Genomic DNA, 25,733 nt, shown 5'->3' with positions numbered 1-25,733 from the left:
ATTTGTGAAATATTATGCAGCATTTGTGTTTTTAAGGAATTATCAGAGAGAGAGATTTTCATTGGTATTTCTTGAAAAACAAGATGTAAATCAAATCATTTCTTAAATAATCATCGTTTCAAAGTCTTAAAACGTACATATTAGAAAGTATCAGATTTGTACGCCAGCCAAATTCACTCTTGTTTGTTCGAAACTTATATATGATGCTGGTCTTTACTTAACATTAACAAAAAATTAAAAAAGAGCATTTGTTAACTGGCCAGTCAATGAAAATAAACAATGTATTGTTTCGGTGATTTTTAAGTGACATGTATATAGTATTATCACTCTATAGTTTAAACATTGTCATGTTTCATTTCTGCAGGAGAAACTCCATAATAATCTTTAAATCTCTGTGTGAAGTAAGATGTAGATGAAAAGCCAACCAGCGAACTAATATTATTCAAATCGGTATTACCATTCTCAATCAGAGTCTTTGCTTGTTGTAAGCGTTGATTTCGAATAAACTCATTCGCCGTTTGGTTAGTAAGGGCCTTCATTTTTCTATATAATTGACTTCTGCTAAGATTTAAATGAGAAGCCAACGACTCTACACCTAAACCTGGACTGGTCATATTTTCGTGTGTATAATTGATCGCTTTTTCTATAAAGGCTTTATCTAAAGATGTGATATTAATATCGCTTTGAATCTCGCCCATTGATTTGAAGTACTTTTTATAGATAACCTCTCGACTATAAATAAGTTGACTTAAGTGATGCCGTACTAATTTCATGTCAAAAGGTTTTACCAAATAAACATCGGCCCCTTTCTCTATACCCGTAATTCTATGGTCCATTTTTGATTTGGCAGTAAGCATCATTATAGGAATGTGACTTGTCTTGATATTCGTTCTAATGGCTTCACAAAAATCGTAACCGTTCATTTCAGGCATTACCACATCGGTAATAATAACATCTGGGAGCATTTCTTGAGCAAGTCTCAAACCATCACTGCCATTCTTAGATACAACGACTTTATATTCATTTTTAAACTCATTCTTTAGGTAATTGCGAAGTTCTGTATCATCCTCTACAATTAAAAGAGTCTTTGCTCTCTTTTCTGGTTTATTGGTGAAGGCCGATTCTTCCGGTAACTCGGGTTTAATTAGGCTCGCCCTAAAAGATGACATTTTGCCGTTTGCAGTAATTATTTGTGCGGCTTTAAAATGATTATTACCAGAAGGTAAGACCACACTAAAAGTTGAACCATGACCAAATTTACTTTTAACATCTACCGAACCCTTATGAAGTTTGACAAAGCTGTTTACCAGTTCTAACCCAATTCCTGTGCCGCTGTAGTACCCTTTTTTTAAGGGTTCACCTTGGTAAAACCGCTGAAAAAGGTTTTCGATTTCTTCATCTTTTAAACCAGGCCCCGTATCGGTAACCTCAAACTTAACCCCATTATTAACTTGTTTAATGGCTACCAAAATTTTTCCTCCATCGGGGGTTATCTTAAATGCGTTGGATAGTAAATTGAAAACAATTTTTTCGAGCATTCCCTCATCCGCCCAAATCCAAATTACTTCGTCTTCGGTATTTACTTCCAAATCAATATGGTTAGAAAGTGCTTCTTCTTTAAAGTGATTGATTACCTCCCTAATGAATGAAACTATATTTAGCCTGCTTGCATGAATCTTTATTTTATCGGATTCTAGTTTACTGAAATCAAGTAATTCGTTGATAAGACGAATTAAGCGTTCAGTATTTTTATATATCGTTAAGTGTTTTAGTTTAAGGCGATTTGAATATTCATCACCCTTTTCACTTAAAATATCTTTTATCGGATTTAAGATTAGAGTAAGTGGAGAGCTAAATTCATGAGCCACATTGGTGAAGAACTGTATTCTCTCTTTATGTAGTTCTTCTTCCCTGATTCTTTTTTGACGCTCATTTTCAACCTGCTGTTTATCTAAAATGCGCTTTTTTTCGAATCTTCTCAATAAACTGAGAAGCCCCACTATTACGAGAAAATAAATTAGCATTGCCCAATTGGTTTGCCACCATGGTGGTAATATATCTATATGAAGCATCTCAGGAGTTTCGCTCCAGACACCATCATTATTGGCTGCTTTTACTTTAAAGATATAATGGCCTGCATCTAGGTTCGTATAGGTCGCACTACGAGCTTCCCCCACATAATTCCAATCCTCTTCATACCCATCTAGGTAATACGCATATTGATTTTCTTCAGGTCTAGTAAAATTGATCCCCGCGTACTCAATCGTAAATACAGATTGTTTACTGGTCAAGGTAATGCTGTCAGTTTGGGAAAGTACTTTTGTAAGCGGAGATTTTTCTTCGGCAGGTTTAATTTCTTCGTTAAAAACTTTTAAGTTCTTAAGATAGATGTTCGGTGGGGTTTTAAGTAATTCGATATGGGAAGGATCAAAATAGTCAACCCCCTCAGTACCCCCAAAATATAGTTTGCCATCATTATCTTTGTAAACTGCATTTTTATTGTAGGCACTAGATATAAGACCATCGTTTTTCGAGTAGCTGGTAAATTCTTTTTGTTCTGTGTCGAACATAGTTATACCTGAAGTGCCATCTAGCCACAAATTGCCATTTGAGTCTTTAATGATTCCATTAATATTCGGCATATTTAGACCATTTTTTTCATCATACCATATAGCCGTATTATCTGAAGTATTAAATTTAACCAGACCAAGACCTCTAGTACCTAACCATAAATTATGATTTTCACCGGCAAAAAGTGATACAATGTCAAAAGCATAATAGTTTGAGGTATTGCCATTATCAGATACCAAAAAATGGTTCATTGAAACCGGACTTTCATCTTCTTCTTTACCATACTCTAATTTGAATAACTCATTGGTCGTTGACACCCAAGTAATATCATTGTCGTCAATAACTATCTTGTTAATGTAATTACCAACTAAGCCATGTGACCGAAAAGATGAGGAGTCTAAGTTATTGAATGACTTATCGCTGAGTTGGTAGGAGTATAGCCCCTGATTGAACGATCCTATCCATATTCTACCATTTGAATCTTCTGCAAAACTCATGACGGCACTTGAGCCTTTTCGATCTATAAGTATGGGTAATTGGTAATTAATGAATTGAGTTGAACCTTTTTTTAGTAGAAACAAACCTTTGTCCCAACTGCCTGCCCATAAGTTTTGATGGCTATCGATAAACAGTGTTTGTATATAATCACTGGTTAAACCGGTATATTTTGAATTAGACTCTGTATTTATATGTATAAACTTGTTGGTCGACTGGTCTAAAACGTCTATGCCTCCACCATCCATAGCGATCCATAAATTGTTTTTGTCGTCACTAGCTATTGAAGTCACTGAACTTGTCTGTAGTGAGTTCGGTTTGTTGTATATACTTTGAATACGATTAAACTTATTGAAAAACTTGTCGTGTACAACGACTCCTCGGTTATAAAAACCCATCCATACCCTATCGTCGGTATCTTTATAAAGTGACCAAATTGAGTTTGACAGAATGCTATTTTCGTCATTTTTATTAAAAAGGTAATGGTGGAGAATAGCTCCGTTTTCCTCAAGATAATAGAGTCCGTCGTTCTCGGTACCACAGAGAATACCACCATATGGTGATTCGATTAGAGAAAATATACTATTTGAAGAAATATTGAAATTTTCTACTAGAGGTTCCGTTTTAATATCGGCAAGTTTTATTTTATAGACTCCGTTGTAGATAGACCCCACCCAAATTGTATTGTCAGAATCAATTAACAAAGACTGTAAGGCCGGTGTTATGGTAACGGCGTCTTTTCCACTTCTGAACAATGCCAAATCGACTTTTTTGCCTTTTGGGTCTATTTCTAGAAGGCCACTACTACTTGCTGCATAGAACACCCCTTGATTTGTAATTTTAATATCGTTTATCGCAAGAAAGGAATCTTGTGCTGAATCGGTAAAGGGTAATTTCTCAATTCTTAAATCGTTTAAATCTATCAAGAAAACCCCCTGTTGATTAGTGCCTATGTAAATTTTTCCATTTTTATCTCCTTGTAAGCTAGTGATGCCTACATTGCCTAGATTTTGATTGGTTTTTGAAATTAAGGGGATGTGGCGAAACTGATCTCTTTCTCGATCGTACAGCGCTAGGCCTATATTTGTTCCCACCCAAAGTCTTTCGTTACTATCTATGTATGTGCAGTAAACGAAACTACTGTTGAGCCGTTCGTCATAGGGCACTTTTGGTCTGTAAGAAACATAATTCACACCATCATACCGATATATGCCAGAACCATGGGTACCTATCCAGATAAAACCATTGTTATCTTGAGTAATGGTGTGAACGCCTACCTGAGATATGCCGTCCTTGATTTGGTTGAAATCAAGTTCTTGCTTCGTTTCTTGAGATGCAACAGGCCAACCAAAGAGGTTTAAAATGAATAAACAAGCTAATAATGTATTTTTCATAAAAACGGGGCCTTCTTCGTTCTTGTTTAATGGATGAATTTGACAGCGTATTTAAATTTACTGGTACGAAAAAAAGTTAAGTTAATAAAAACATATCTTACTGCTACAATTGTAACAATATAAACATCGCAACCTCAATTAAAGCCAAATTTGCTTTTATTTTTAGGTTTTAAATAATGATGGGCAGTGATGATGTATGTGCAAGAGTGATTGGTTTTATGTAATTTAAGCGTATGAATTGAAGAAAATTTATGGAGCGTTCGGGCTTTCTTCGCGCGGCTGTACTTTTGTAATTAGCCCGTTATGGTCTGTCGAAAACATGGTTGCCCGTGATTATAACGAATTGGTTAACAGGTCTGTCGTTTATTCAAAGATATGGCCTGGTCCGATCAAATCTGGTCATGACCATTATTAGATAGAACAGGCTGGAAACTTTTTCCATAGTTTTATGAAGAGCGCTGGGGAAAGCGCCAAGTTTTTTAAGAAGAATCTTGAGAGGTTTTAGAAATGTTCAAAAATTGTTAACAGAATGAAAAGGCATAGAATTTTTTCCACTTCCTTCGCCAGTGTTTATCCTCATTATATTCATAAAGCGGAACGAAAAGGCCGTAGTAAACAAGAGGTAGATGAAATAATTTTTTGGTTGACGGGGTATGACTCCAAGTCTTTGAGTAGTCATATAGAACAAAAAACGGATTTTGAGACTTTTTTTGATCAGGCACCGAAACTTAACCCTAACGTCTCAAAAATCAAAGGTGTTATTTGTGGTCATCGGGTAGAAGAGATTAAAGATGAGCTTATGCAAAAAATCAGATATTTAGATAAATTGATAGATGAATTGGCTAAGGGCAAGGCCATGGAAAAAATCCTAAGAACATAATAATTGTAACATAGTTCTAAATTGCACGACACATAAATATATGAGAAAGCCAATAATTTTCAACTCGTTGATTTGGGCAGCACTAATGCTGGTTGCCGCTTACCTTTTTAAGGATAGTTCTAATAATAGATTATTTTTGCTGTTTCTAATACTTGGGGCGTACACCTCTAATAGCATGATAAAAGCATATATCGGGGCCTCAAAAAAGAGTACCTGTAGCTAATACTCTAGCAGCTCGATTTTTCTAAAATCAATAGGGTGACTGTTAGATTGCAAAGAAATATACCCTTTAGTAACCGTCGTATCACCACCTCTTAAAAAGGCTTGGGCGTACTCGTTGTCTGCGTCGTAGATGGGGTTTGAATAACTCAAGATTTCTTCCCGATTGACAAAATGCTTCATTTTTCCATCTTTGATATCTATTTCAATGGTGACCCATTGGTCTCCATGAAAGGTTTTGCTGATTCTAGCGGGGTTGCAGAATTCAGAACTTCTCACATTGTCGATTTCTACTTGCATTCCTATGCCGCAAATTGCCCCAAGAGGTCTATCGTCAGTACCGTTGCCGCCATGTAGATTGTATTCTAGACAGATGGGAAATTGTTGGTCTAACTTTACCGATTCAGGTGACTGTGTGTGAATTTGAACTCCGCTGTCACGGTAACCCCATTCAGGAGCCCCGGGTGCCGTTTCTCCTACAAAGCGATATTCTACCTTTAGTCTGTAGTTTTTTAGTTCCTTGTCAAAGAAAAGTGCCCCGAATCTGCTGTTGAATTCGGGTCCGTAACCGTCATATCTTATTTTTAGAATACTATCTTCTACCCTGAAGGTATTACCGAAATTTTCTCCTAAGGTATAGCTGTTAATTTTCATCGTCCACCCATTAAGGTCCTTGCCGTTGAAAATGGAAATCCAATTTTCTTTCTCTATTTTTTCTATAGATGAGGTGGTGCTGTCTAGTTTCTTTTCTTTTTTCTCTCCACAAGATATAAATGTGGTAAGTAAAAATGTAAATGACAAGGTGATAATATATCGTGAAGTAGCCATATGTTGAAGTTGAGTTGTCCGTCTTAAAAATAAGCATTATTCTTCACGATGAGATATTGGAAGGTCAGTTTGGTGTAAATCAACTGTATTTAAACTAAAAAGAGCCCTGTCTTTCGACAAAGCTCTTTTACGAGAACACTATATGAAAATGAAAAAATTTACTTCTGAATTATTACACGTCAAACATACGGGGGAAGCTTTTGAAACACAATTAAATGATGTGAGTGCCTGCAATTTTGTTGTGGAATAAGGCAAATCTGTTATTTAAGAAAGGAAAAAGCTTTTTTTCGTAGATTCATAGAATCTTCACCAACGGAAAGATTTTCTATGAAAAATAATCTCAAACTTCATATAAATGGCAGAGATCACGAAATTAATGTAGATCCGGGTACGCCTTTACTTTATGTGCTAAGAAACGAATTGAAACTGAACGGACCCAAATTCGGGTGTGGACTACAACAGTGTGGTGCATGTATGGTTCTCATAGATGGTGAAGCACGCCCTTCATGTCGAATGCCGGTCGGTACCGTGCTCAAATCGAAAATTACAACTTTAAAAGGTTTGATAGGAAATGATGGAGCGTTACACCCAGTACAGAAGGCCTTTGTGAAAGAGCAAGCTGCTCAATGTGGGTATTGTTTAAACGGAATGGTGATTTCTTCAGTAGCCTTGCTCGAAAAAAACAAAAACCCTTCCGATATTGAAATTCGTCAAGAATTGGCCATTAATATTTGCCGATGCGGTGTTCATTCACGGGTAATCAAAGCGGTTAAAACTGCGGCCCAAGACCTGTAGAATATGGAAAATACTCGAAGGCAGTTCATTAAAAAAATAGGAAGTGTTAGTATAGCATTTGCAATTGCAGAACCCGTTTACGTAATCGGCCAATATTTTTCAGTTGAAGCTCCCGAAAATAAACTCAATAAGGAGGAGATTAATTCATGGCTTGAAGTTCTCGAAAATGGGAGAGTACGAATTTTTACCGGTAAACTGGAGCTAGGTCAAGGTATTAGAACGGCGATTATGCAAATGGCGGCAGAAGAATTAGATACCTCACTTGATCTTATAGAAGTTCATATGGCCGAAACTGGTGTAACCCCCGATGAGGGTTTCACTGCCGCTAGTAGGTCGATTGAAACCAGTGCCATGTCTGTGCGGCAGGCGGCAGCTTCGGCTCGAGAAATCATTTTAAAAATCGCAGCTAAAAAATGGGAATTACCGGCTTCCGAATTGAACCTGAAAGATGGTAGGGTAACTGGTCAGAATAAAGAAGCTTACCTCCATGAGATTCTTGAAGGAAAGCAAATTGACGGCGCTGTTGATAGTTCGGTAGCTGTGAAGGGTAAAACGGTACGTAAATATGTAGGTCAACCCATACCTCGAAAAGATATCGAAACTATGGTGCGTGGCGATCAGATTTTTGTACAAGACTTAAGATTTCCGGGTATGTTACATGCCCGAGTGGTACACCCGCCAAGTTATACTTCCAAAATAGTATCTGTGAATGCTGCGGAGATCGAAGAACTACCGAGCCTTGTTAAAATGGTTCGAAAAGACAGTTTTATAGGTGTGCTCGCGGAAAAGGAGTATGAGGCAATCTCACTGGCACAACAAGTGAAATCGTTGGTATCATGGGATGCACCTTCTGCACTTCCAGACCAAAATGAGTTGAAATCTTATTTAAAATCACTTCCTGTTGAAGAAAAAGTGCAAGAGAATCGTGGAAATGCAGAATCTGTTTTGGCCACATCAGAACATAAATTAGAGGCCTCTTTCTTTAAGCCTTATTTGATGCATGCTGCCAACGGACCATCATGTGCGGTCGCTTTTTTCGAAAATGACATGCTACAAATATGGTCGCATTGTCAAGGAGCATATCCTCTACGAAGAACCATAGCGAAATTGATGGAAATGCCTGAGGATTCGGTTAACGTAAAAGCAGTGCCCGGATCGGGCTGCTTTGGTCATAATGGTGCGAACGATGTTGCCACGGAAGCAGCTTTATTGGCACGTGAATACCCCGGCAGGCATATTCGATTGCAATGGTCGCGTGACGATGAAAATCGTTGGGAGCCTTTCGGCACTGCAATGATTGCAGACCTACAAGCCTCTTTGAATGCTGATGGAAAGATCGCCGCTTGGAAATGTGATGTGTGGTCTGATGGGCATAGCAATCGCCCCAACGAGAACCCTAATACACTCTTGCCTTCATTTTTTTTGGAAAAGGATTACGGCCACCCTGGTATTGGGTATCGCGGTGGAGCTTGGCGAAATGCGGCTCCGTATTATACCATACCCAACTTGAAGGTGGACTCCCATATGTTTCAGGGCCCGTTAAGAATTTCTTCTCTACGAAGTCTTGGAACATACACCAACATTTTTGCTATAGAATCTTTTATGGATGAACTAGCCGAAAAGGCCGGTAAAGACCCTTTTCAATTTCGTTTGGAACATTCTGAAGACCCCAGGGCAATTGAGTGTATAATGAAACTGCAGCCAAAAGTTGAAGGCCTGAAGTTAAAGAATAATGAAGGTTTGGGCATTGCATTTTCACGGTATAAAAATGCGACCTCATACTGTGCAATGGCTGCAAAGGTACATGTGAATAGGGCCAATGGAAAGGTAAGGGTTGAAAAACTATGGGCAGTTGTAGAAGCTGGAGAAACCATTAACCCCGATGGGCTAAAAAATCAGGTAGAGGGAGGAATGATACAATCGGCAAGTTGGGCTCTTTTAGAAGAAGTGAAATTTGGCAGCACACATATTACCAGTCTTGATTGGGCTACCTATCCTATATTAAGATTTCCTGATACTCCTGAAGTTGAGGTCGAGATTATCGATAGAGTCGAAGAACCGGCTGTGGGAGCAGGGGAGGCTTCTATGGCGCCTACAACGGCAGCTATAGCTAATGCAGTTTATAAGGCGTGTGGGGTTCGTATTCGAAGCTTGCCTATAACTAAAGAACTTCTAAAGTCTTAGTGTTGAAAATGCCGTAAACTAAAAAGAGCTCTGTCTTGCGACAAAGCTCTTTTACGAGAACACTATATGAAAATGAAAAAATTTACTTTTGGTTAATTATTACATGACAAACTTACTGGGGTGACCCAAAAGACACAACAAAATGATGTGAAGACATCAATTTATGTGGTGAAGTATTTCTTTTTAGTTATTCAAGACTAATCATGTTCAAATTTATTTATGAATTCTACAGATTAATATTGAGGTATAGCGATAACCGATATTTCAATTCAACTTTCTCGATGTTTAAATTTTGACTCTTTGAAATTTAAAATTAGAAGGTATTTCTTGGTATTAATTTTATAGGGTCATCAGCTGAATGCTTGTAGACCAGTTATATCGGCTCCGGTAATCAATAAATGAATATCGTGGGTGCCTTCATAGGTGATTACACTTTCGAGATTCATCATATGGCGCATAATACTATATTCTCCCGTAATACCCATAGCACCTAGTATTTGACGGGCTTCACGGGCAATTTTTAGTGCCATATCTACATTGTTTCGTTTGGCCATCGATATTTGGGCCGATGTTGCCCTACCTTCATTTTTTAATTGCCCCAGGCGAAAAGCAAGCAATTGGGCCTTTGTTATTTCAGTGACCATTTCAGCTAATTTTTTTTGCTGTAGCTGAAAAGCGGCTATTGGTTTTCCGAATTGCACTCGTTCTTTAGCATAACGCAAAGCGGTGTCGTAGCAGTCCATCGCTGCACCGATGGCTCCCCAAGAAATTCCGTAACGGGCAGAATCTAGGCATCCTAAAGGAGCTCCCAAACCTGATTTGTTCGGAAGTAGGTTCTCTTTCGGAACCTTTACATTATCGAATATAAGTTCACCAGTTGCCGAGGCTCGTAAAGACCATTTGTTATGGGTTTCCGGTGTAGAAAAACCTTCCATGCCCCGTTCGACGATTAGGCCATGAATTCTACCCTCTTCATTCTTAGCCCAGACGATGGCTATATCGGCAAATGGGGCATTGGAAATCCAGAGCTTGGCTCCATTTAATAAAAAGTGGTCTCCTTGCTCTTTAAATTTGGTTTCCATTCCTCCGGGGTTAGAACCGTGATTGGGTTCCGTTAATCCGAAGCATCCTATCATATCACCTGAGGCCAACTGGGGCAGGTACTTTTTCTTCTGTTCTTCGTTTCCGTATGCATATATGGGGTACATAACCAATGAAGATTGTACCGAGGCCGTAGAGCGTATGCCGCTATCGCCTCGTTCAATTTCTTGCATAATAAGTCCGTAGCTGATTTGATCTAGACCTGCTCCGCCATATTCTTCGGGAATATACGGGCCGAAAGCACCAATATCCGATAATCCTTGTATGATTTGTCTCGGAAACTCTGCCTTTTGGGCATATTCTTCTATTATGGGTGATACATCTCGCTTCACCCATTGACGGGCTGCATCACGTACCAATTTATGTTCGTCAGAAAGAAGGTCGTCAATATTATAGTAATCGGGAGCTTCAAAAAGGTCAGGTTTCATACGATATGCTTTTTATCAAATGTAATAATGAATTACAACATTTCGAACCCTGAATGTTACATTTTTATATAAAAATCTTGGGTTAGAGCAATATAATCCGGTGTATAGTGATGGCGCTCGATTTCGATAGTAAGTTCCTTTATAATGGGTTGTGAAGAATGAAATCTAAAATCGACCAGACTTCTTTTCACTTCTACAGAGGGGGAGCCTTTTACGCGAGTAATTCGGTTAGGGTATAAGCCTTGGCTATTAGCTAATTCTATAAAAGAAGATTCTTGTTTATGGGGGATGATAGTTGAGAAAACTCCGTCATTACTTAATAATTTAGCTACCCCTTCGAGTAATTCGTGAAACGGTAAAGCACTATTTTGTCGGGCTTGGTCTCTTGTAATACTTCCACTAGAAACATTTTCTGAGTAAAAGGGCGGGTTCGAGACGATAAGGTCGTACTTCTCATCCATCTCATCAACAAATTCATCAAAACCGGCATGGTAACAAAACAGACGATCTCCCCAAGAAGAGTTTTCAAAGTTCTCTACACATTGCTCATAGGCTTTTTCGTCAACTTCGATGGCATCAATCGTTTCGGTATTACTACGTTGGGCGAGCATTAAGGCGATTACGCCGGTGCCCGCACCGATGTCTAATATAGATTCAGGTTGATGTTCTAAGGTGGTCCACGCCCCTAACAATACCCCGTCTGTTCCAATTTTCATGGCACAACCTTCTTGGTTGACCGTAAATTCTTTAAAGCGAAAAAGTTCTCTCACTGCCACTTTATTAAGTCAGATTAAAAAATCATCAAATTTTAGCATCAAAAATTATTTATTATTCAATATGAGCACTTGTTTGCTGCTTTTTATACGTAAGTTTAACAAAAATTTAAGCTATGAAATTAAAATTGCAAACATTAGGTAAAATCTCTTTTTTCGCAGGAGCCCTTTTGATTATGAGCTGCGGCAATGATGACGGGGGCATTGACCCAACTATGGAGCCCGAAACGGAGGAGCCGATGGATGACCCTGAAATGGAAGAAGCCATAACTGAAACAGCTTCCAAAATTTATGAATTGGGTTCGGTCGACGATCCCGAAATCTCAGGAACAGCCAAATTTATAACATTTAGCAATGATTCTACTGTTGTTGAGCTAGATTTAGAGAATACCGCAGATGGCAATATGTATCCGGCCCATATACATTTTAATACTGCTGCAGAGGGTGGGGATATAGCTGTAGATTTAGAAAGCGTAGATGGCGCAGATGGAACAAGTTCTACTCATGTTACTGTTTTAAATGAGGGTACGGCCATCACATATGAAGAGCTCATAGCATATGATGGCTATATCAATGTTCACTTGAGTTTAGCTGATTTGGGCACCCTTGTGGCCCAAGGTGATATTGGCCAGAATGAGCTAACGGGTACTTCAAAAGAGTACACTCTTGACAGCGTTGATGATGAAAATATAGATGGCACAGCAGCATTTTATGAAAGGGTAAATGGCGAAGCTCTTGCGGTAATTGCTTTAAATAATACTCCCGCGGAGGGCATGCACCCTGGTCATATTCATCAAAATACTGCCGCTGAGGGTGGTGATATTGCTTTTACCTTTAATCCTGTAAACGGAGATACTGGTATCAGTAAGACTAATGTTGCAGCTCTTGACGACGAAACTTTATTTGGGTATGCTGAAGTTCTAAATTATGATGGATATATTAATATTCATCTAAGCACTGAAGAATTAGGTGTTCTAATTGCTCAAGGTGATGTCGGACAAAATGAACTCTCAGGAGAATCAAAGGAGTATGCTTTAGATAGTGTCGATTTTCCCGAAATCGATGGCACCGTCACATTTCTTGAGCGAATAAACGGTGAAGCCCTCGCGGTAATTATGTTAAACGGTACAGCTGATGGTGGCGTGCATCCAGGTCATATTCATGCCAATAGTGCTGCGGAGGGTGGTGATATTCTATTTACCTTTAATTCTGTTGTAGGAGCCACGGGAATGAGTAAGACCAATATAGCCTCTTTAGATGACGATACTGTCTTTGGATATGATAATATTTTAACTGTTGATGGCTATATTAATATACACCTTAGTGCCGATAATTTAGGTTCTTTGATTGCACAGGGCGATATCGGAGCTAATGATGGCGAAGACGAAATGGGCGAAGCTATAAACTTCGATGTTACAAATAATGGCGTCACCACCTACGTTTTCAATTCTGATAATTTAGATGGGGAAGAGAATCCTGATTTAACCTTGACCAGGGGGCAAACCTATACTTTTGCGGTCAATGCCTCAGGCCATCCTTTCTTTATCAAAACGGTTCAAGGTAATTCGCAAGCCAACTCATATGACACCGGTGTGACCAATAATGGGGCCCAAGACGGCACCATAATATTTGTTGTTCCGCTAGATGCGCCTGATACATTATTCTATAACTGTCAATTTCATTCTGTTATGACGGGTACCATTAACATAATTGATTAAAAAAGACTTGAGAAGTAAGACCCCGACCCTTAAAGGTCGGGGTTTTTTTATAAAACTTTTCCTGACTCCCGTATTTCAGTACCCTCCACATCATTTAATGAATCGCCCAAGCGAGAGCGCATATCATCTGCAAGTTGCTTGATTTTCTCCACTATTTCAGGGTTTTCAGAAGCAACGTTTTTTGTTTCGCTCTCATCTGCTTCTAAATCGTACAGTTCGATTTCCTCTAAACCGACCATGCGATATTCACCCGGTAGACCATCTTTACCCGGCTCTTGACCGCTCATGGTTCGATATCTATGCGGAAAATACAGTTTCCATTTGTCATAACGAACCCCGAATAGTTCGTTTACCCGATAATAAAAGAAATAGGCCTCTTGCGGACTTTCTTTTGCTTCACCCGTTAAAACATGCCATACGTTTTTACCATCTATGATTTTATCAGGAAGTTCTGATCCGGTAATTTCGGCGATGGTGGGTAGCATATCTATGGCCATGACCGGTGTATCGATAGTTTTTCCTGCTTTAAGGCCATTGGGATATTTGGCAATAAAAGGTTCTCGTTGACCGCCCTCCCATGCCGTACCTTTTCCTTCTCGGTAGGGTAGGGCACTGCCGGCGTGATTTCCGTAGGCAAGCCATGGGCCATTGTCTGAAGTGAAAATAATCAGGGTATTGTCGGTAAGTCCGTTTTCTTCCAAGGCATTCATAATTTGCCCGACCGACCAGTCGATTTCCATGATGACATCACCATAAAGTCCTCTATTTGATTTTCCTTTGAATTTATCGGAAACGAATAAAGGAACGTGTGGCTGTGGATGAGGAACATAGAGAAAGAAGGGCTTTTCTTTGTTGCGGTTGATGAAATCGACACTATGCTCGGTAATTTGGGTGGTAAGCTGTGACTGATCCGTCAAAGTGTCAATAACCATCTCGTTCTGATACAATGGAAGTGGGCCGAAATTAAATATTGGTCCCTGCTGTGGGTGCAATGGCCACATGTCGTTAGAGTAAGGTATGCCGAACCATTCGTCAAAACCATTCTTAGTCGGTAGAAAATCAGGGTGATCACCTAAATGCCATTTCCCATGAATCGCGGTTGCATATCCGTTTTCTTTTAGCATTTCGGCAATTGTGGTTTCCGTTGGGTGTAAACCTATGGTGCTATTGGGCATCATTGCATTGTGAATGCCAATTCTGTTCGGGTAGCAACCGGTTAAAATACCTGCTCTTGAAGCGGAACAGACGGCCTGTGCTGAATAGAAACTTGTTAATTTGACCCCTTCGCCGGCCATACGGTCTAAATTTGGAGTGGCAATATCATCTGCACCGAACACCCCGACATCACGATAACCTTGGTCGTCGGTGAATATTAAAACTACATTGGGTTTTTTGATTTCTTTTTGGAGTGTTTTTTCTTTTTGTTCTGTTTTACAGCTAATGGATAACGCCAGAAGTGCGAGCAGTAAATATTTATGGGTCATGGTGGGGTAGGTTTGGTAAATAATAGTTTCAAAAATACGTAATCTCAGGTAAAACTTTTCATCTGCCAAAAATGGTTATCTTGAATAATCTTAAACCCAACTTTATGAAGCCAAAAAACTTTAACAGAAGAAAATTTTTAGGTGCCGCCGCATTAGGTACAGCTGGTCTCGCGTTGCGGTCCACATCATTATTCGCAGGCCCTTCAATTATCAAGTCGTTGAACAAACCGAACTCTTTGATCAGTGGGGTTCAAATAGGGGTGATTACCTATTCTTTTAGAAGCATGCCCGATCAAAGCGCAGAAGCCACGCTACAGTACGTTATAGATTCTGGTATCAGCGCTATTGAACTGATGGGGGATCCAGCGGAGGCATTTGCAGGTAAGCCAGAAAACCCTGTAGACCGCAGAGCATTCTATGGCCTTATGCGAGCAAAGCGTGAAGGAAACATTAGTAATGATCAGGCTAAGGAATTGGCTGAACTGCAGGCCCAATCTAAATCTTACGATAAGCAAGTTGCGCAATGGAGGGAAGGCATGTCGATGAAAGATTTTAAAAAATTGAGAAAAATGTACAATGATGCGGGTGTTTCTATATATGCATTTAAACCCCGAGCTTTTGGCAAAGATAATTCGGATGCCGAAATCAATTGGGGTATGCAAGCGGCTAAGGCATTGGGGGCGAGTCACGTTACCGTAGAGCACCCCAGTGACGACACCCATACTTTGCGCTTGGGTAAAATTGCCAAGAAAAACAAAATATATATCGGTTATCACGGGCACGAACAGCAAACCCCGACCCTATGGGATGTAGCTTTAAAACAGTCGAAATTTAACGCACTTAATCTAGATCTTGGTCATTATGTGGCAGCTGGCAACGAGAACCCCCTGGAAATTATAAAAGCAAAAAGCTCTCACATCAAAAGTATGCACCTTAAAGATCGTCAAACTCCGGAGAACGAAAAAGGCAATCTTTTATGGGGTTCAGGTGATACGCCTATTCCGGCTGCCTTACAGTTGATGCGTGATAACGGGTATAAATTTCCGGGAACCATCGAACTTGAATATAAAATTCCGGAAGGCTCTAATGCAGTTGATGAAGTAAAAAAATGTTTGGCCTATTGCGAGAAAGCTTTGAAGTAACATTGAGATTAACCTTACCACTCCTTAGACAACTTTATCATGTTTTGACTTAGAGAAAAAAGCCATTGTAATTGCTCACGAATAAGGTGGGCTTCTTGATAGTGGCGCTCGGTCATCATATTTTTGGTGTCGTCGTGGTCAAGTTGTGGTAATAGTGTTTTAAAAGTCATTTCTCTATCATTGCTAGAGGTGTTCGTGAGGTGATTTTTATCCTGTAATTGCAAGATGACTTGATGTAAATTTTCTACAATAAGACCAGCTGTATTTTTGAAATTGGTAGAGGCTTCGGTAGTACTATGATTTTGAATATAACCGCTCAATGATGATAAAGAAGATAGAAATCTATGGCTGAGTACGACCAGCTCATATGTTTTTTCGAATTTTTTTTGTTTTGACGACGGTTCTTGGGCCATGCCTTGAAAAGCAGAACTTAAGTTAGACGTCTCATTAAAAGCCTGCTTTCTTGCCATATTGTATTCAATAGGAATCGAACCTTTCTTTTCGTAGAAGGAAATTATTCGTTCAAGAAATACTCTGTTGGCCGTTAGACTTTTAATAACACTTTCCTCTATTTTAGAAAAACTCCATGAGGGCCACAACCAAAGAATGGCCATAAAAGAAAGAGCTGCGCCGAAAACGGTGTCGAATATTCTGTATTGTATAACCGTAAGAATATCGGGTCGTAGAATGCCATAAATAAAAATTACACTGAGCGTAATAAATACTGCCGAGATTCTATAATTTTTTTGGACCAACGAAAATGCCATGACAAGACTTGTGATGCCCAAAGCACCGAAGACATAAGGGTGTGATATAAAGAAAACAATACCGGTGGCTAGAAAGGCTCCGATAAGGGTACCCGCAATACGCTCTTTTGTGCGTTTCTTGGTGAGACCATAACTGGGCCTCATGATTACGATTATGGTCAACAATATCCAGTAAGGGTTTTGAAACTCTAAAAACGAACCCAAACCATAACCGATTATGGTAATAACGGCTAAGCGTAGTGAATGCTTAAAAATTGGCGAACCAAAATTGAAATTGCGCAATAATAAAGAAGCACTATAATCTTGTTGCGGCAAAAATTGTTTTGCGGTTTCCTTATCAATATAATCTGATTCGCTCAATTCAGGGTCGCCCAGTAACCATTTGATTTTTTTTAGTTTTTCATACTGCTTCTCTTGGTATTCGAATAAATTTTGCAGCATTAAAAAATGGGTAAAGCTTTCTTCTTTTTCTTCTTTTAAAAGTGTTATTTCCCGTTGCACATTCTTTAATAATGAATGAAGCGAACGGGGATGTGAATTTTCTCCAGATTTTTTTTCAAGGCTTGAAATTACCCGTAGTTGTTCTGCAATCTCAAAGATTAAGGCTTGAAAGCTATCTACGTATTTGGGGTTCTGTTGAAAGAAACTCGCCATTTTATCGTATTCAACTGGGTTGGCCATAGCAATTTCTAGCATTTCTATCAATTGAATGAATACGAGTAAACGTTTATTTTGATAGTTAGATTGACCGGAATCTTTTCGTGATTGAAGTAAAATTTCACGTAAGGCTTCGTGGTGTTCGATGAGGTCATTCTGTTTTTTGGCAAGAACCGACCTCAATTTTTTATGATTGTTCTTAGGATCGATTAGCTTACCACGGGTTTGAAGGTAATCGGCAGTGAGTGCATATGTCTCTGAGAGTATTTCTTCGGTTTGTGCCCGCGGATTGATGTAATGCCAAATTATGACAAGTAAAAGATACCAAAGACCTCCGACCGCTATCCAAGCACAATGTTCCCACAATTCAAGTTCTTTGGTTTCATAAGCGAAACTGAGCACTAAGGCCAATAAACCTGAAAAACTGATGAGTGAAGCTCTAAAGCCAAATACCGAAATATAAGCTATGGCAAATGTTACAAGCCCCAAGAGTGGTAATAGGTACCATGATTTGAAATCGAAATATCCACCGATAAAACTGACAATAACTATCAGCAAGGTTGCCAATAAAATACCGATTTTATTATGGCGGTAGTACCCGTTAGTATTACTAGGGGCACACCATAATGCTCCAAAACAAATGGAAAGTCCAATTTCAAAATGGTCAAGGTTGATGCCAAGTACAATCGGCAAGGTGCCAGCAATACCCAATAGTATAGCCTTTGAAAAGTCGGTGCTTTTAAAAAACTTAACGATACTGAACGAATACGCAGATAATTTTTCCTTCAATGAAAACAAGCCCATATAATTTTGGCTGCAAAGGTAGTGGTTACCTCGTTGAAGTAAGAGCATTTTAAAATAGGATGTTGTTCAAATATCTATCTTACGACAAGTATAGGTCAACAAGTCCGTCAGGGGTAGTTACCTTTACGGTTTTGTTCTTACGATCTACTTCGGTTAAAATTTCATCGGTAAGCGGAACCAATATTTCTTTGCCCTTGTTATCGATGACCAAAATAGCTTGTGAAGTAGTGTCGTTAACTCCGGTAATGGTGCCTATGTTGCCTAATTCAAAATCTAGAACGGTAAAACCTATAATCTCATGAAAATAGAACTTGTTTCCTTCCAGTTTGGGGAGAAAGGACAAGGGCAGGTAAAGCTCATGTCTCATTATACGGTCGGCGGCCGCTTCATCTTTAACTTCCTCAAAATCGATACGAAGAAGATTAGACTTGTGAAGTCTACATCTATCAATAAAAAATGGAACCAGATTGTTGCCTTTCATCAAGACAAAAACTGATTCCATGTTTTCGTATAAATCGGGCTCGTCGGTATCGATTTTTACGAGTACCTCACCCTTATAGCTATATTTCGAAACGATTTTACCGAGGTAGAAACAATCTTCCTTGCGCATTCGTTTCTAAAATTATTTAAGCTTCTTCAGCCGGCTTTGGCTTGTCTGCGTCTTTCTTTTCGAAATCTTCGTCAGAAACTACTTCTTGAACGCTAGGCGCTTCTTCTTTAGCATCATCAGCTTTGATTTCTTCTTCAGAAGCTACCGGAGCAACTGGAGTAGTATCGGCATTTTCAGCATCTGGTTGTGGTGCTTCAGCAGTTTCAACTTCGGCTTCTTCAGGTAACTCTGCAGCTGCAGCCTCTTGAGCACGTTTCTCGTTGATTTCTTTTTCCGCTTTTAAAGCTTCAGCCTTAATTTTGGCTTTCTCTTGGTCAAGACCACTAACTTTCGCAGAAATCTTACCTTCTTTCTCTTCTAACCAAGCGTTGAATTTTTCTTCAACTTGTTCTTCTGTTAGAGCCCCTTTACGCTGACCGGCCAACAAGTGATGTTTTAGTAAAACACCTTTATAAGATAGAATAGCTCTAGCGGTATCAGTTGGTTGTGCACCATTCTGAAGCCATTTTACAGAATTATCTACGTTAAGTTCAATCGTGGCAGGGTTGGTGTTTGGATTGTAAATACCTAATTTTTCGAGAAATTTACCATCTCTCTTTGCACGAATATCGGCAGCAACTACCCAATAGAAAGGTTTCCCTTTTTTACCGTGTCTCTGCAGTCTAATTTTTACTGGCATATCACATTAATTTGTGGGGTGCCCGACCCCTGTTATTAATTCTAAGTTTCCCTGAAAAGGGCTGCAAATATAATTCATTTCTCGAAACCTGCAATAGTTTGATAATAATATTATTCACGGTCGGCCAGTTGGTCTTTTCCTTTGATGAGCTTTGACCGGTGCTGGTCGATTAATTCGTTAATAGATTCCAATACATCTGGATGTTTTTCTGCAATGTTGAATTGTTCTGAAGGGTCTTCACCAAGATTATATAATAATGGTGGATCGTGCTCTTCACGTTCGCCAAATTGCCCATAGGCACCTTGGGTTACGAAATGTGCTTTATAGTTTTCACTTCTAACAGCATAAATTTCCGTGCCGCGATAATAGAACATGTTCTTTCTCGGGCTTTCTTCCCTTTTAAATAAAGTAGGGCTTAAATCAACCCCATCAATAACTCGGTCTTTCGGTATTTCGACCCCGGCTATTTTGCTAAAGGTGGTGAATAGGTCCATAGTTGAGCCTATGTCCATAATGGTACCGGGCTTTATTTGGCCCGGTCCCCAAAATAGGGTGGGTTCACGCATGCCGCCTTCCCAAGTGGTTCCTTTTCCGGCCTTTAGAGGGCCTGCGCTTCCTCCGTTAAGTTTAAATGGTAGCCAGGGCCCATTATCTGAAGTGAAAACTACGATGGTATTCTCAGCTAAGCCTTCTTTCTGAAGTGTCTCCAGAATTTTGCCCACTCCATTATCGATCTCTTCCAAAACATCGCCATACAATCCTCTCTCACTTTTTCCTAAAAAATCTTTTGAAGCAAAAAGGGGAACGTGAGGTAAGTTGTGGGCCAGATACACAAAGAATGGTTTGTTTTTATGTTTCTTGATATAAGAAACCGCTTCGTTGGAATAGCGGGTGGTAATGCTATTTTGGTCGGCGGGGCGTTCTATTATTTCTGTATTTCGTAGCAGTGGTACATTGAAGTGTTCGGTCTTGATGCTGTCATTGCTCCGCTCCCAATAGTTTTTATATTCTTCACCTTGAATCCGGTCCATATCGTTCGAATAGGGAATACCGAAATAATAATCGAATCCGTTATTGGTAGGTAGGTATTGTTTTTTGTGGCCTAAGTGCCATTTTCCGATACATGCCGTATTATACCCTACCGTTTTCAGTTGTTCGGCCAAAGTTATTTCGTTGGCGGGCAGTCCGTATTTTGAATCGGGGAAGAGTACTCGTTGCTTGTTGCTTGCCATTCCGCTACGTACAGGTAGCCTTCCTGTTAGAATTGCGGCTCTACTTGGGGTGCAAACGCTGGCTCCTGCATAAAAATTCGTCCACTTTTGACCTTCGTGGGCCATTTTGTCCAGATTAGGTGTTTTGATGGTCGGGTTTCCAAATGTGCCCAAGTCTCCATAACCTAAATCATCAGCAAATATGATTACAAAATTGGTGGGTTTCGAATCTTGGCTTATAAGTGTGTTGTTGAAGAATAGGCAGCTTAGAATTGAAACAAAAAAATAGAGTTTACGGTGGGCTTTGGTAGTTGTCATTTTAAATTGATTTGAGCGTATGAATATAGTGAAAATAACGGGGGTGCCTTGTAAAAGCTTCTGTTCGGCAAGTAGTTAATAACTACTCACAATTCCATTTTAAAAAGCCTCTCCTTTTATCTAATTTTATGGGCTCTTATTTGGTTTCGAACTCCAAGATTTAAATATCGAAACCTTGAACTAGAAACATCCGCACCATGTACTTGATATTCGACACCGAAACTACTGGTCTCCCTAAAAAATGGGATGCCCCTATTACCGATACGGATAACTGGCCACGCTGTATTCAGATAGCCTGGCAGTTGCACGACGACATGGGTAATTTAATAGAGCATCAAGACTATTTGGTGAAGCCCGATGGGTTCAATATTCCGTATGATGCCGAGCAAATACATGGTATTTCTACCGAACTGGCCCAGCAAGAGGGTATGCCTTTGGGTGAAGTATTAAGAAAATTCAATGCTGCCATGGCACGCACCAAATTTATTGTGGGCCAGAACGTCGGTTTCGATGTGAATATTATGGGGGCCGAATACCATCGCATGGCCGTCGAGAACCCCCTCCAAGAACTTCCTGTATTAGATACCTGCACCGAAGAAACGGCTATGTTATGCCAAATTCCTGGAGGTAGGGGAGGCAAGTTCAAACTTCCTACTTTGACGGAGCTGCATGAATACCTGTTCGGTGAACCCTTTTCTGAGGCCCATAACGCAACAGCCGATGTTGAGGCCACTACTCGCTGCTTTTTAGAACTCATCCGCAGAAAACAGTATACGGCCGAAAAACTTGATGTCGGCCCAGATTACTTCCGTAATTTTTCAGAGCAGAATCCGCAGGAAATTCAGCTTATTGGATTAAAACACATCAACCTTAAAAAGGCATCGAAAAAAATTGCCGATGCGCTTTGGGAAAAAGATACAGGCGGTGTTTCTCAAGAGGAAATCAGAGAGAATATCAAGACTCTTGAAGATGCTCAGTTCGTGCATTTACATAACCACTCTCAGTTTTCGGTGTTGCAATCTACCATCAATATAAAAAGTTTGGTAAAATCGACTGCCGACACCAATATGTCGGCAGTTGCCCTGACCGATCATGCCAACATGATGGGCGCTTTTCATTTTGTAAAGGAAATTGGTAGTCACAACAAGGGTGTGCGAGATAGAAATAAAGAAGCGGAAGAAAAAGGTGAACCTGCTACCGAAAAAGAAATTACACCGATAGTGGGGTGTGAATTTTTTGTTTGCGAAGACCATACCAATAAAAGTGTCAAAGACTATGGTTACCAAATAGTCATGTTGGCGAAGAATAAAAAGGGGTATCACAACTTGGCAAAAATGTCTTCGATAGCCTACACCGACGGATTTTATTATGTGCCCCGAATCGATAAGAGTGTAATCGAACAGTATAAGGAAGACGTTATCGTACTAACGGGCAACCTTTATGGCGAAGTACCCGGTAAAATATTGAATGTTGGTGAAAACCAAGCGGAAGAAGCCCTGATCTGGTGGAAACAACAGTTTGGCGACGACCTTTATATAGAACTCATGCGGCATGGTCAAGAAGATGAAGATCGTGTGAATCAAGTATTGCTTCAATTTGCCGATAGGCATAATGTGAAGATCGTGGCTACGAACAATACCTATTATTGCGCTAAAGAAGATGCCGAGGCGCATGATATTCTTCTTTGTGTAAAAGATGGTGAGAAGCAGGCTACGCCAATAGGTCGAGGTCGGGGGTATAGATATGGTCTGCCTAACCAAGAGTATTACTTTAAGTCTCAAGATGAGATGAAAGAACTCTTTAAAGATGTGCCCGATGCGATTTTGAATATTCAAGAGATCGTAGATAAAATAGAACCTTTCGAATTGGCACGTGACGTACTGTTGCCCAAGTTCGGTATACCCGATGAGTTCAAAGACCCCGAAGATGAATTAGATGGGGGCGTACGGGGTGAAAATGCCTATTTGCGGCACATTACCTATGAGGGTGCAAAAAAACGCTACGGCGAGATTACCAAAGAAATTGAAGAACGTTTAGATTTCGAACTTATGATCATCAAGAATTCAGGGTACCCTGGTTATTTCTTGATAGTTGAAGATTTTATTCGTGAGGCCCGAAATATGGATGTTTCCGTGGGGCCCGGTCGAGGTTCGGCTGCTGGATCCGTGGTAGCGTACTGTCTTACGATTACGAATATCGACCCCCTGAAGTACGATTTGCTTTTTGAGCGGTTCTTGAACCCTGATAGGGTGTCAATGCCCGATATCGATATTGATTTTGATGATGAAGGCCGTGGTAGGGTGATGGATTATGTAATCAATAAATATGGGGCGAATCAGGTAGCTCAAATTATTACCTATGGTACAATGGCCGCTAAATCATCTATTCGTGATACCGCACGGGTGCTCGATTTGCCGTTGGGTGATGCCGACCGAATTGCCAAGTTGATTCCCAATATGTCAAAGCTGGGTAAAATTTTCGGTGTACCGGAAAATGCTTTGAAAAAGAAATTTCGGTCAGATGATCTTGAAAAAATCAATGAGTTATTAAATATAGCGGAAGGGGACGATTTAGAAGGGCAGACCTTAAAAATGGCCCGTGTTCTTGAAGGGTCGGTGAGAAATACCGGAATACATGCTTGTGGGGTGATAATTACGCCCGATGATATTACCAAGTTCGTACCGGTGTCTACGGCGAAAGATTCCGATTTATACGTTACACAGTTCGATAACTCGGTGGTAGAAAGTGCAGGCTTGTTGAAGATGGATTTCTTGGGTCTAAAAACCTTGACCCTTATTAAAGACACGGTGAAAATCGTAAAGGCCAAGCATGGCATCGATTTAGTGCCCGATGATTTTCCGTTGGATGATGAAAAGACCTATGAGCTGTTTCAAAAGGGAGATACCGTAGGTATATTTCAATATGAATCGCCCGGTATGCAGAAGCATATGAAAGACTTGAAACCCACGGTTTTCGACGATCTCATTGCCATGAACGCATTGTACCGACCAGGGCCGATGGAATATATTCCCAGCTTTATTGCCCGTAAACATGGGGATGAAGAGATAAGCTATGACCTTGCGGATATGGAAGAGTATCTACAAGAAACCTATGGTATAACGGTGTATCAAGAGCAGGTGATGTTGCTCTCACAAAAATTGGCAGGTTTCTCAAAAGGTGAAGCCGATATGCTGCGTAAGGCAATGGGTAAAAAGATATTTGCCCTGTTGGAAAAGCTCAAACCTAAGTTTCTTGACGGGGGAGAGAAGAAAGGCCACCCACGTGAAGTTCTTGAGAAAATATGGAAAGATTGGGAAGCATTCGCATCTTATGCCTTTAATAAAAGTCACTCTACCTGTTATGCATATATAGCCTATCAGACGGCATATTTAAAAGCCCATTACCCTGCTGAATACATGGCTGCGGTTTTGAGTAACAATATGAACGACATCAAGCAGGTGACCTTCTTTATGGAAGAGTGTAAACGAATGGGGCTCGAAGTACTTGGGCCCGATGTCAACGAATCGTATTACAAATTTGCAGTTAACAAAGATGGGGCCGTTCGATTTGGTATGGGTGCAATTAAAGGTGTGGGTAGGGGTGCTGTTGAAACTATCGTAGCGAACCGTAAAGAAGAAGGGCACTTTAAATCGGTATTCGATATGGCCAAACGAATCGATTTGAGGGCCGCTAATAAAAAGGCCTTTGAGAATTTGGCAGTAGCCGGAGGTTTCGATTCGTTCGGAGGTACACACCGGGCGCAATATTTTCATGATGAAGGTGATGGAATAACCTTTCTGGAAAAAGTGATAAAATACGGGGCCAAGTTTCAAGAAAATGAAAACTCGTCACAGGTAAGTCTTTTCGGTGATGCAAGTGAGGTGCAAATACCTGAACCGGAAGTGCCCCCATGTGAAGACTGGGGCACCATGGAAAAGCTTCGACGTGAAAAAGAAGTGGTGGGTATCTATATCTCGGGTCATCCACTTGACGATTTTAAAAAGGAAATAAGTGCTTTTTGTAATGCCAGCGTATCATGTGCCAATGATTTGCCCAATTATGTGAATCGCGAACTTTCTTTTGCCGGGGTAATTACCGATGTGCAACACCGCACCTCTAAAAACGGCAAAGGTTGGGCGGCCTTTACAATGGAAGATTATTCAGACTCTTTTGAGTTTCGAATTTTTGGGGAGGAGTATCTGAAATTCCGCCATTTTTTAATGATCAACTCTTTTGCCTATGTCAAGTTATTCGTGCGAGACGGTTGGGTAAACCGAGATACAGGTAAAAAAGGCGAGCCGAGAATACAGTTCAACAGTTTTATGCTTCTGCAAGAAGTAATGGAGACCTATGCCAAGAAGTTGACTATAAAATTGAATATTGATGACTTGAAGGAAGAGGGCGTTTATCAATTGAAAGATACATTGGTGTCTCATCAAGGTAGTCACCCATTAAATTTTGTAATCTATGAAATGGAGCAGGAAATTAAGGTAAACTTATCGAGTAGAAAGCAAAAAGTGCAGATTTCAAGTGAGCTTTTGGCTACCTTAGAAGAGCAACAGATACACTACAAGCTGAATTAGTTCGTTTAGACAGAATAAACTATGGTGTTATTTAGAGAATAAATTCTCATGATAGCGTTATAACTAAAATAGATTCTTTTTGCGTAAGAAAA

General features: G+C 40.0%; 15 protein-coding genes. 6 read left to right on the top strand and 9 right to left on the bottom strand.

What is annotated here, in order from left to right; genetic code table 11:
- Positions 1-335 precede the first annotated feature (335 nt).
- Positions 336-4,460, bottom strand: a complete 4,125-nt coding sequence (locus IV512_RS08450) for a hybrid sensor histidine kinase/response regulator transcription factor (protein ID WP_209402351.1) — start codon at positions 4,458-4,460, stop codon at positions 336-338.
- A 529-nt stretch (positions 4,461-4,989) separates the two neighbouring features.
- Between IV512_RS08450 and IV512_RS08445 the strand changes: the two genes are divergently transcribed.
- Positions 4,990-5,340, top strand: coding sequence for a DUF2200 domain-containing protein (locus tag IV512_RS08445; protein WP_209402349.1), 351 nt, complete (start codon positions 4,990-4,992; stop codon positions 5,338-5,340).
- 219 nt (positions 5,341-5,559) lie between these two features.
- Here IV512_RS08445 and IV512_RS08440 read toward each other — a convergent pair whose 3' ends face one another.
- The gene (locus tag IV512_RS08440) at positions 5,560-6,387 is read right to left on the bottom strand and encodes a DUF1080 domain-containing protein (protein WP_209402347.1); all 828 of its coding nucleotides are present in this window, start codon (positions 6,385-6,387) and stop codon (positions 5,560-5,562) included.
- A 327-nt stretch (positions 6,388-6,714) separates the two neighbouring features.
- Between IV512_RS08440 and IV512_RS08435 the strand changes: the two genes are divergently transcribed.
- Together IV512_RS08435 and IV512_RS08430 are read left to right on the top strand one after the other, a co-directional pair.
- Positions 6,715-7,182 carry a (2Fe-2S)-binding protein gene (locus IV512_RS08435; protein WP_209402345.1) on the top strand — a complete coding sequence of 156 codons (468 nt, stop codon included), beginning with the start codon at positions 6,715-6,717 and terminating at the stop codon, positions 7,180-7,182.
- Positions 7,183-7,185: 3 nt separating this feature from the next.
- Positions 7,186-9,366 carry a molybdopterin cofactor-binding domain-containing protein gene (locus tag IV512_RS08430; RefSeq protein ID WP_209402343.1) on the top strand — a complete coding sequence of 727 codons (2,181 nt, stop codon included), beginning with the start codon at positions 7,186-7,188 and terminating at the stop codon, positions 9,364-9,366.
- A gap of 350 nt (positions 9,367-9,716) precedes the next feature.
- On the opposite strand, the gene IV512_RS08425 is transcribed toward IV512_RS08430, so the two are convergent.
- Positions 9,717-10,895: an acyl-CoA dehydrogenase family protein gene (locus IV512_RS08425; protein WP_209402341.1), complete on the bottom strand. Its 1,179-nt coding sequence runs from the start codon at positions 10,893-10,895 to the stop codon at positions 9,717-9,719.
- 56 nt (positions 10,896-10,951) lie between these two features.
- Positions 10,952-11,665, bottom strand: a complete 714-nt coding sequence (locus IV512_RS08420) for a tRNA1(Val) (adenine(37)-N6)-methyltransferase (protein WP_371743279.1) — start codon at positions 11,663-11,665, stop codon at positions 10,952-10,954.
- Between the two features lie 119 nt (positions 11,666-11,784).
- On the opposite strand from IV512_RS08420, the gene IV512_RS19860 reads away from it, so the two are divergent.
- Entirely contained in the window at positions 11,785-13,386 is a 1,602-nt protein-coding gene (locus tag IV512_RS19860) for a hypothetical protein (RefSeq protein WP_245224702.1), read from the top strand.
- Between the two features lie 47 nt (positions 13,387-13,433).
- On the opposite strand, the gene IV512_RS08410 is transcribed toward IV512_RS19860, so the two are convergent.
- Positions 13,434-14,870 carry a sulfatase gene (locus tag IV512_RS08410; protein WP_209402339.1) on the bottom strand — a complete coding sequence of 479 codons (1,437 nt, stop codon included), beginning with the start codon at positions 14,868-14,870 and terminating at the stop codon, positions 13,434-13,436.
- A gap of 104 nt (positions 14,871-14,974) precedes the next feature.
- Here IV512_RS08410 and IV512_RS08405 point away from each other — a divergent pair, with 104 nt between their 5' ends.
- Positions 14,975-16,012 carry a sugar phosphate isomerase/epimerase gene (locus IV512_RS08405; RefSeq protein WP_209402337.1) on the top strand — a complete coding sequence of 346 codons (1,038 nt, stop codon included), beginning with the start codon at positions 14,975-14,977 and terminating at the stop codon, positions 16,010-16,012.
- Positions 16,013-16,026: 14 nt separating this feature from the next.
- On the opposite strand, the gene IV512_RS08400 is transcribed toward IV512_RS08405, so the two are convergent.
- The 4 genes from IV512_RS08400 to IV512_RS08385 all read right to left on the bottom strand — a co-directional run bounded on the left by IV512_RS08400 (position 16,027) and on the right by IV512_RS08385 (position 21,058).
- A complete protein-coding gene (locus tag IV512_RS08400) occupies positions 16,027-18,240 on the bottom strand; it encodes an FUSC family membrane protein (protein WP_209402335.1) in 2,214 nt (737 codons plus the stop codon).
- Between the two features lie 79 nt (positions 18,241-18,319).
- Positions 18,320-18,850, bottom strand: a complete 531-nt coding sequence (rimM, locus tag IV512_RS08395) for a ribosome maturation factor RimM (RefSeq protein WP_209402334.1) — start codon at positions 18,848-18,850, stop codon at positions 18,320-18,322.
- 16 nt (positions 18,851-18,866) lie between these two features.
- Positions 18,867-19,529 carry a 30S ribosomal protein S16 gene (locus IV512_RS08390; protein ID WP_209402333.1) on the bottom strand — a complete coding sequence of 221 codons (663 nt, stop codon included), beginning with the start codon at positions 19,527-19,529 and terminating at the stop codon, positions 18,867-18,869.
- A 110-nt stretch (positions 19,530-19,639) separates the two neighbouring features.
- Positions 19,640-21,058 (bottom strand): sulfatase, encoded by a 1,419-nt coding sequence (locus IV512_RS08385; protein ID WP_209402332.1) that lies wholly within the window; start codon positions 21,056-21,058, stop codon positions 19,640-19,642.
- A 197-nt stretch (positions 21,059-21,255) separates the two neighbouring features.
- Between IV512_RS08385 and dnaE the strand changes: the two genes are divergently transcribed.
- Positions 21,256-25,641 (top strand): DNA polymerase III subunit alpha, encoded by a 4,386-nt coding sequence (gene dnaE, locus IV512_RS08380; RefSeq protein WP_209402331.1) that lies wholly within the window; start codon positions 21,256-21,258, stop codon positions 25,639-25,641.
- The last annotated feature ends 92 nt before the right edge of the window (positions 25,642-25,733 follow it).

Origin of the sequence: Pseudozobellia sp. WGM2 (genome assembly GCF_017810075.1) — a bacterium.
GTDB lineage: Bacteria > Bacteroidota > Bacteroidia > Flavobacteriales > Flavobacteriaceae > JADNYK01.
The sequence above is the reverse complement of the archived record's forward strand: the minus strand, read 5'-3'. Positions and strand labels throughout refer to the sequence as shown.

Excerpts from the sequence above, each read along its gene's own strand:
- IV512_RS08450 (WP_209402351.1), bottom strand. The coding sequence starts at position 4,460 with ATGAAAAATACATTATTAGCTTGTTTATTCATTTTAAACCTCTTTGGT.
- IV512_RS08445 (WP_209402349.1), top strand. The coding sequence starts at position 4,990 with ATGAAAAGGCATAGAATTTTTTCCACTTCCTTCGCCAGTGTTTATCCT.
- IV512_RS08440 (WP_209402347.1), bottom strand. The coding sequence starts at position 6,387 with ATGGCTACTTCACGATATATTATCACCTTGTCATTTACATTTTTACTT.
- IV512_RS08435 (WP_209402345.1), top strand. The coding sequence starts at position 6,715 with ATGAAAAATAATCTCAAACTTCATATAAATGGCAGAGATCACGAAATT.
- IV512_RS08430 (WP_209402343.1), top strand. The coding sequence starts at position 7,186 with ATGGAAAATACTCGAAGGCAGTTCATTAAAAAAATAGGAAGTGTTAGT.
- IV512_RS08425 (WP_209402341.1), bottom strand. The coding sequence starts at position 10,895 with ATGAAACCTGACCTTTTTGAAGCTCCCGATTACTATAATATTGACGAC.
- IV512_RS19860 (WP_245224702.1), top strand. The coding sequence starts at position 11,785 with ATGAAATTAAAATTGCAAACATTAGGTAAAATCTCTTTTTTCGCAGGA.
- IV512_RS08410 (WP_209402339.1), bottom strand. The coding sequence starts at position 14,870 with ATGACCCATAAATATTTACTGCTCGCACTTCTGGCGTTATCCATTAGC.
- IV512_RS08405 (WP_209402337.1), top strand. The coding sequence starts at position 14,975 with ATGAAGCCAAAAAACTTTAACAGAAGAAAATTTTTAGGTGCCGCCGCA.
- IV512_RS08400 (WP_209402335.1), bottom strand. The coding sequence starts at position 18,240 with ATGGGCTTGTTTTCATTGAAGGAAAAATTATCTGCGTATTCGTTCAGT.
- rimM (WP_209402334.1), bottom strand. The coding sequence starts at position 18,850 with ATGCGCAAGGAAGATTGTTTCTACCTCGGTAAAATCGTTTCGAAATAT.
- IV512_RS08390 (WP_209402333.1), bottom strand. The coding sequence starts at position 19,529 with ATGCCAGTAAAAATTAGACTGCAGAGACACGGTAAAAAAGGGAAACCT.
- IV512_RS08385 (WP_209402332.1), bottom strand. The coding sequence starts at position 21,058 with ATGACAACTACCAAAGCCCACCGTAAACTCTATTTTTTTGTTTCAATT.
- dnaE (WP_209402331.1), top strand. The coding sequence starts at position 21,256 with ATGTACTTGATATTCGACACCGAAACTACTGGTCTCCCTAAAAAATGG.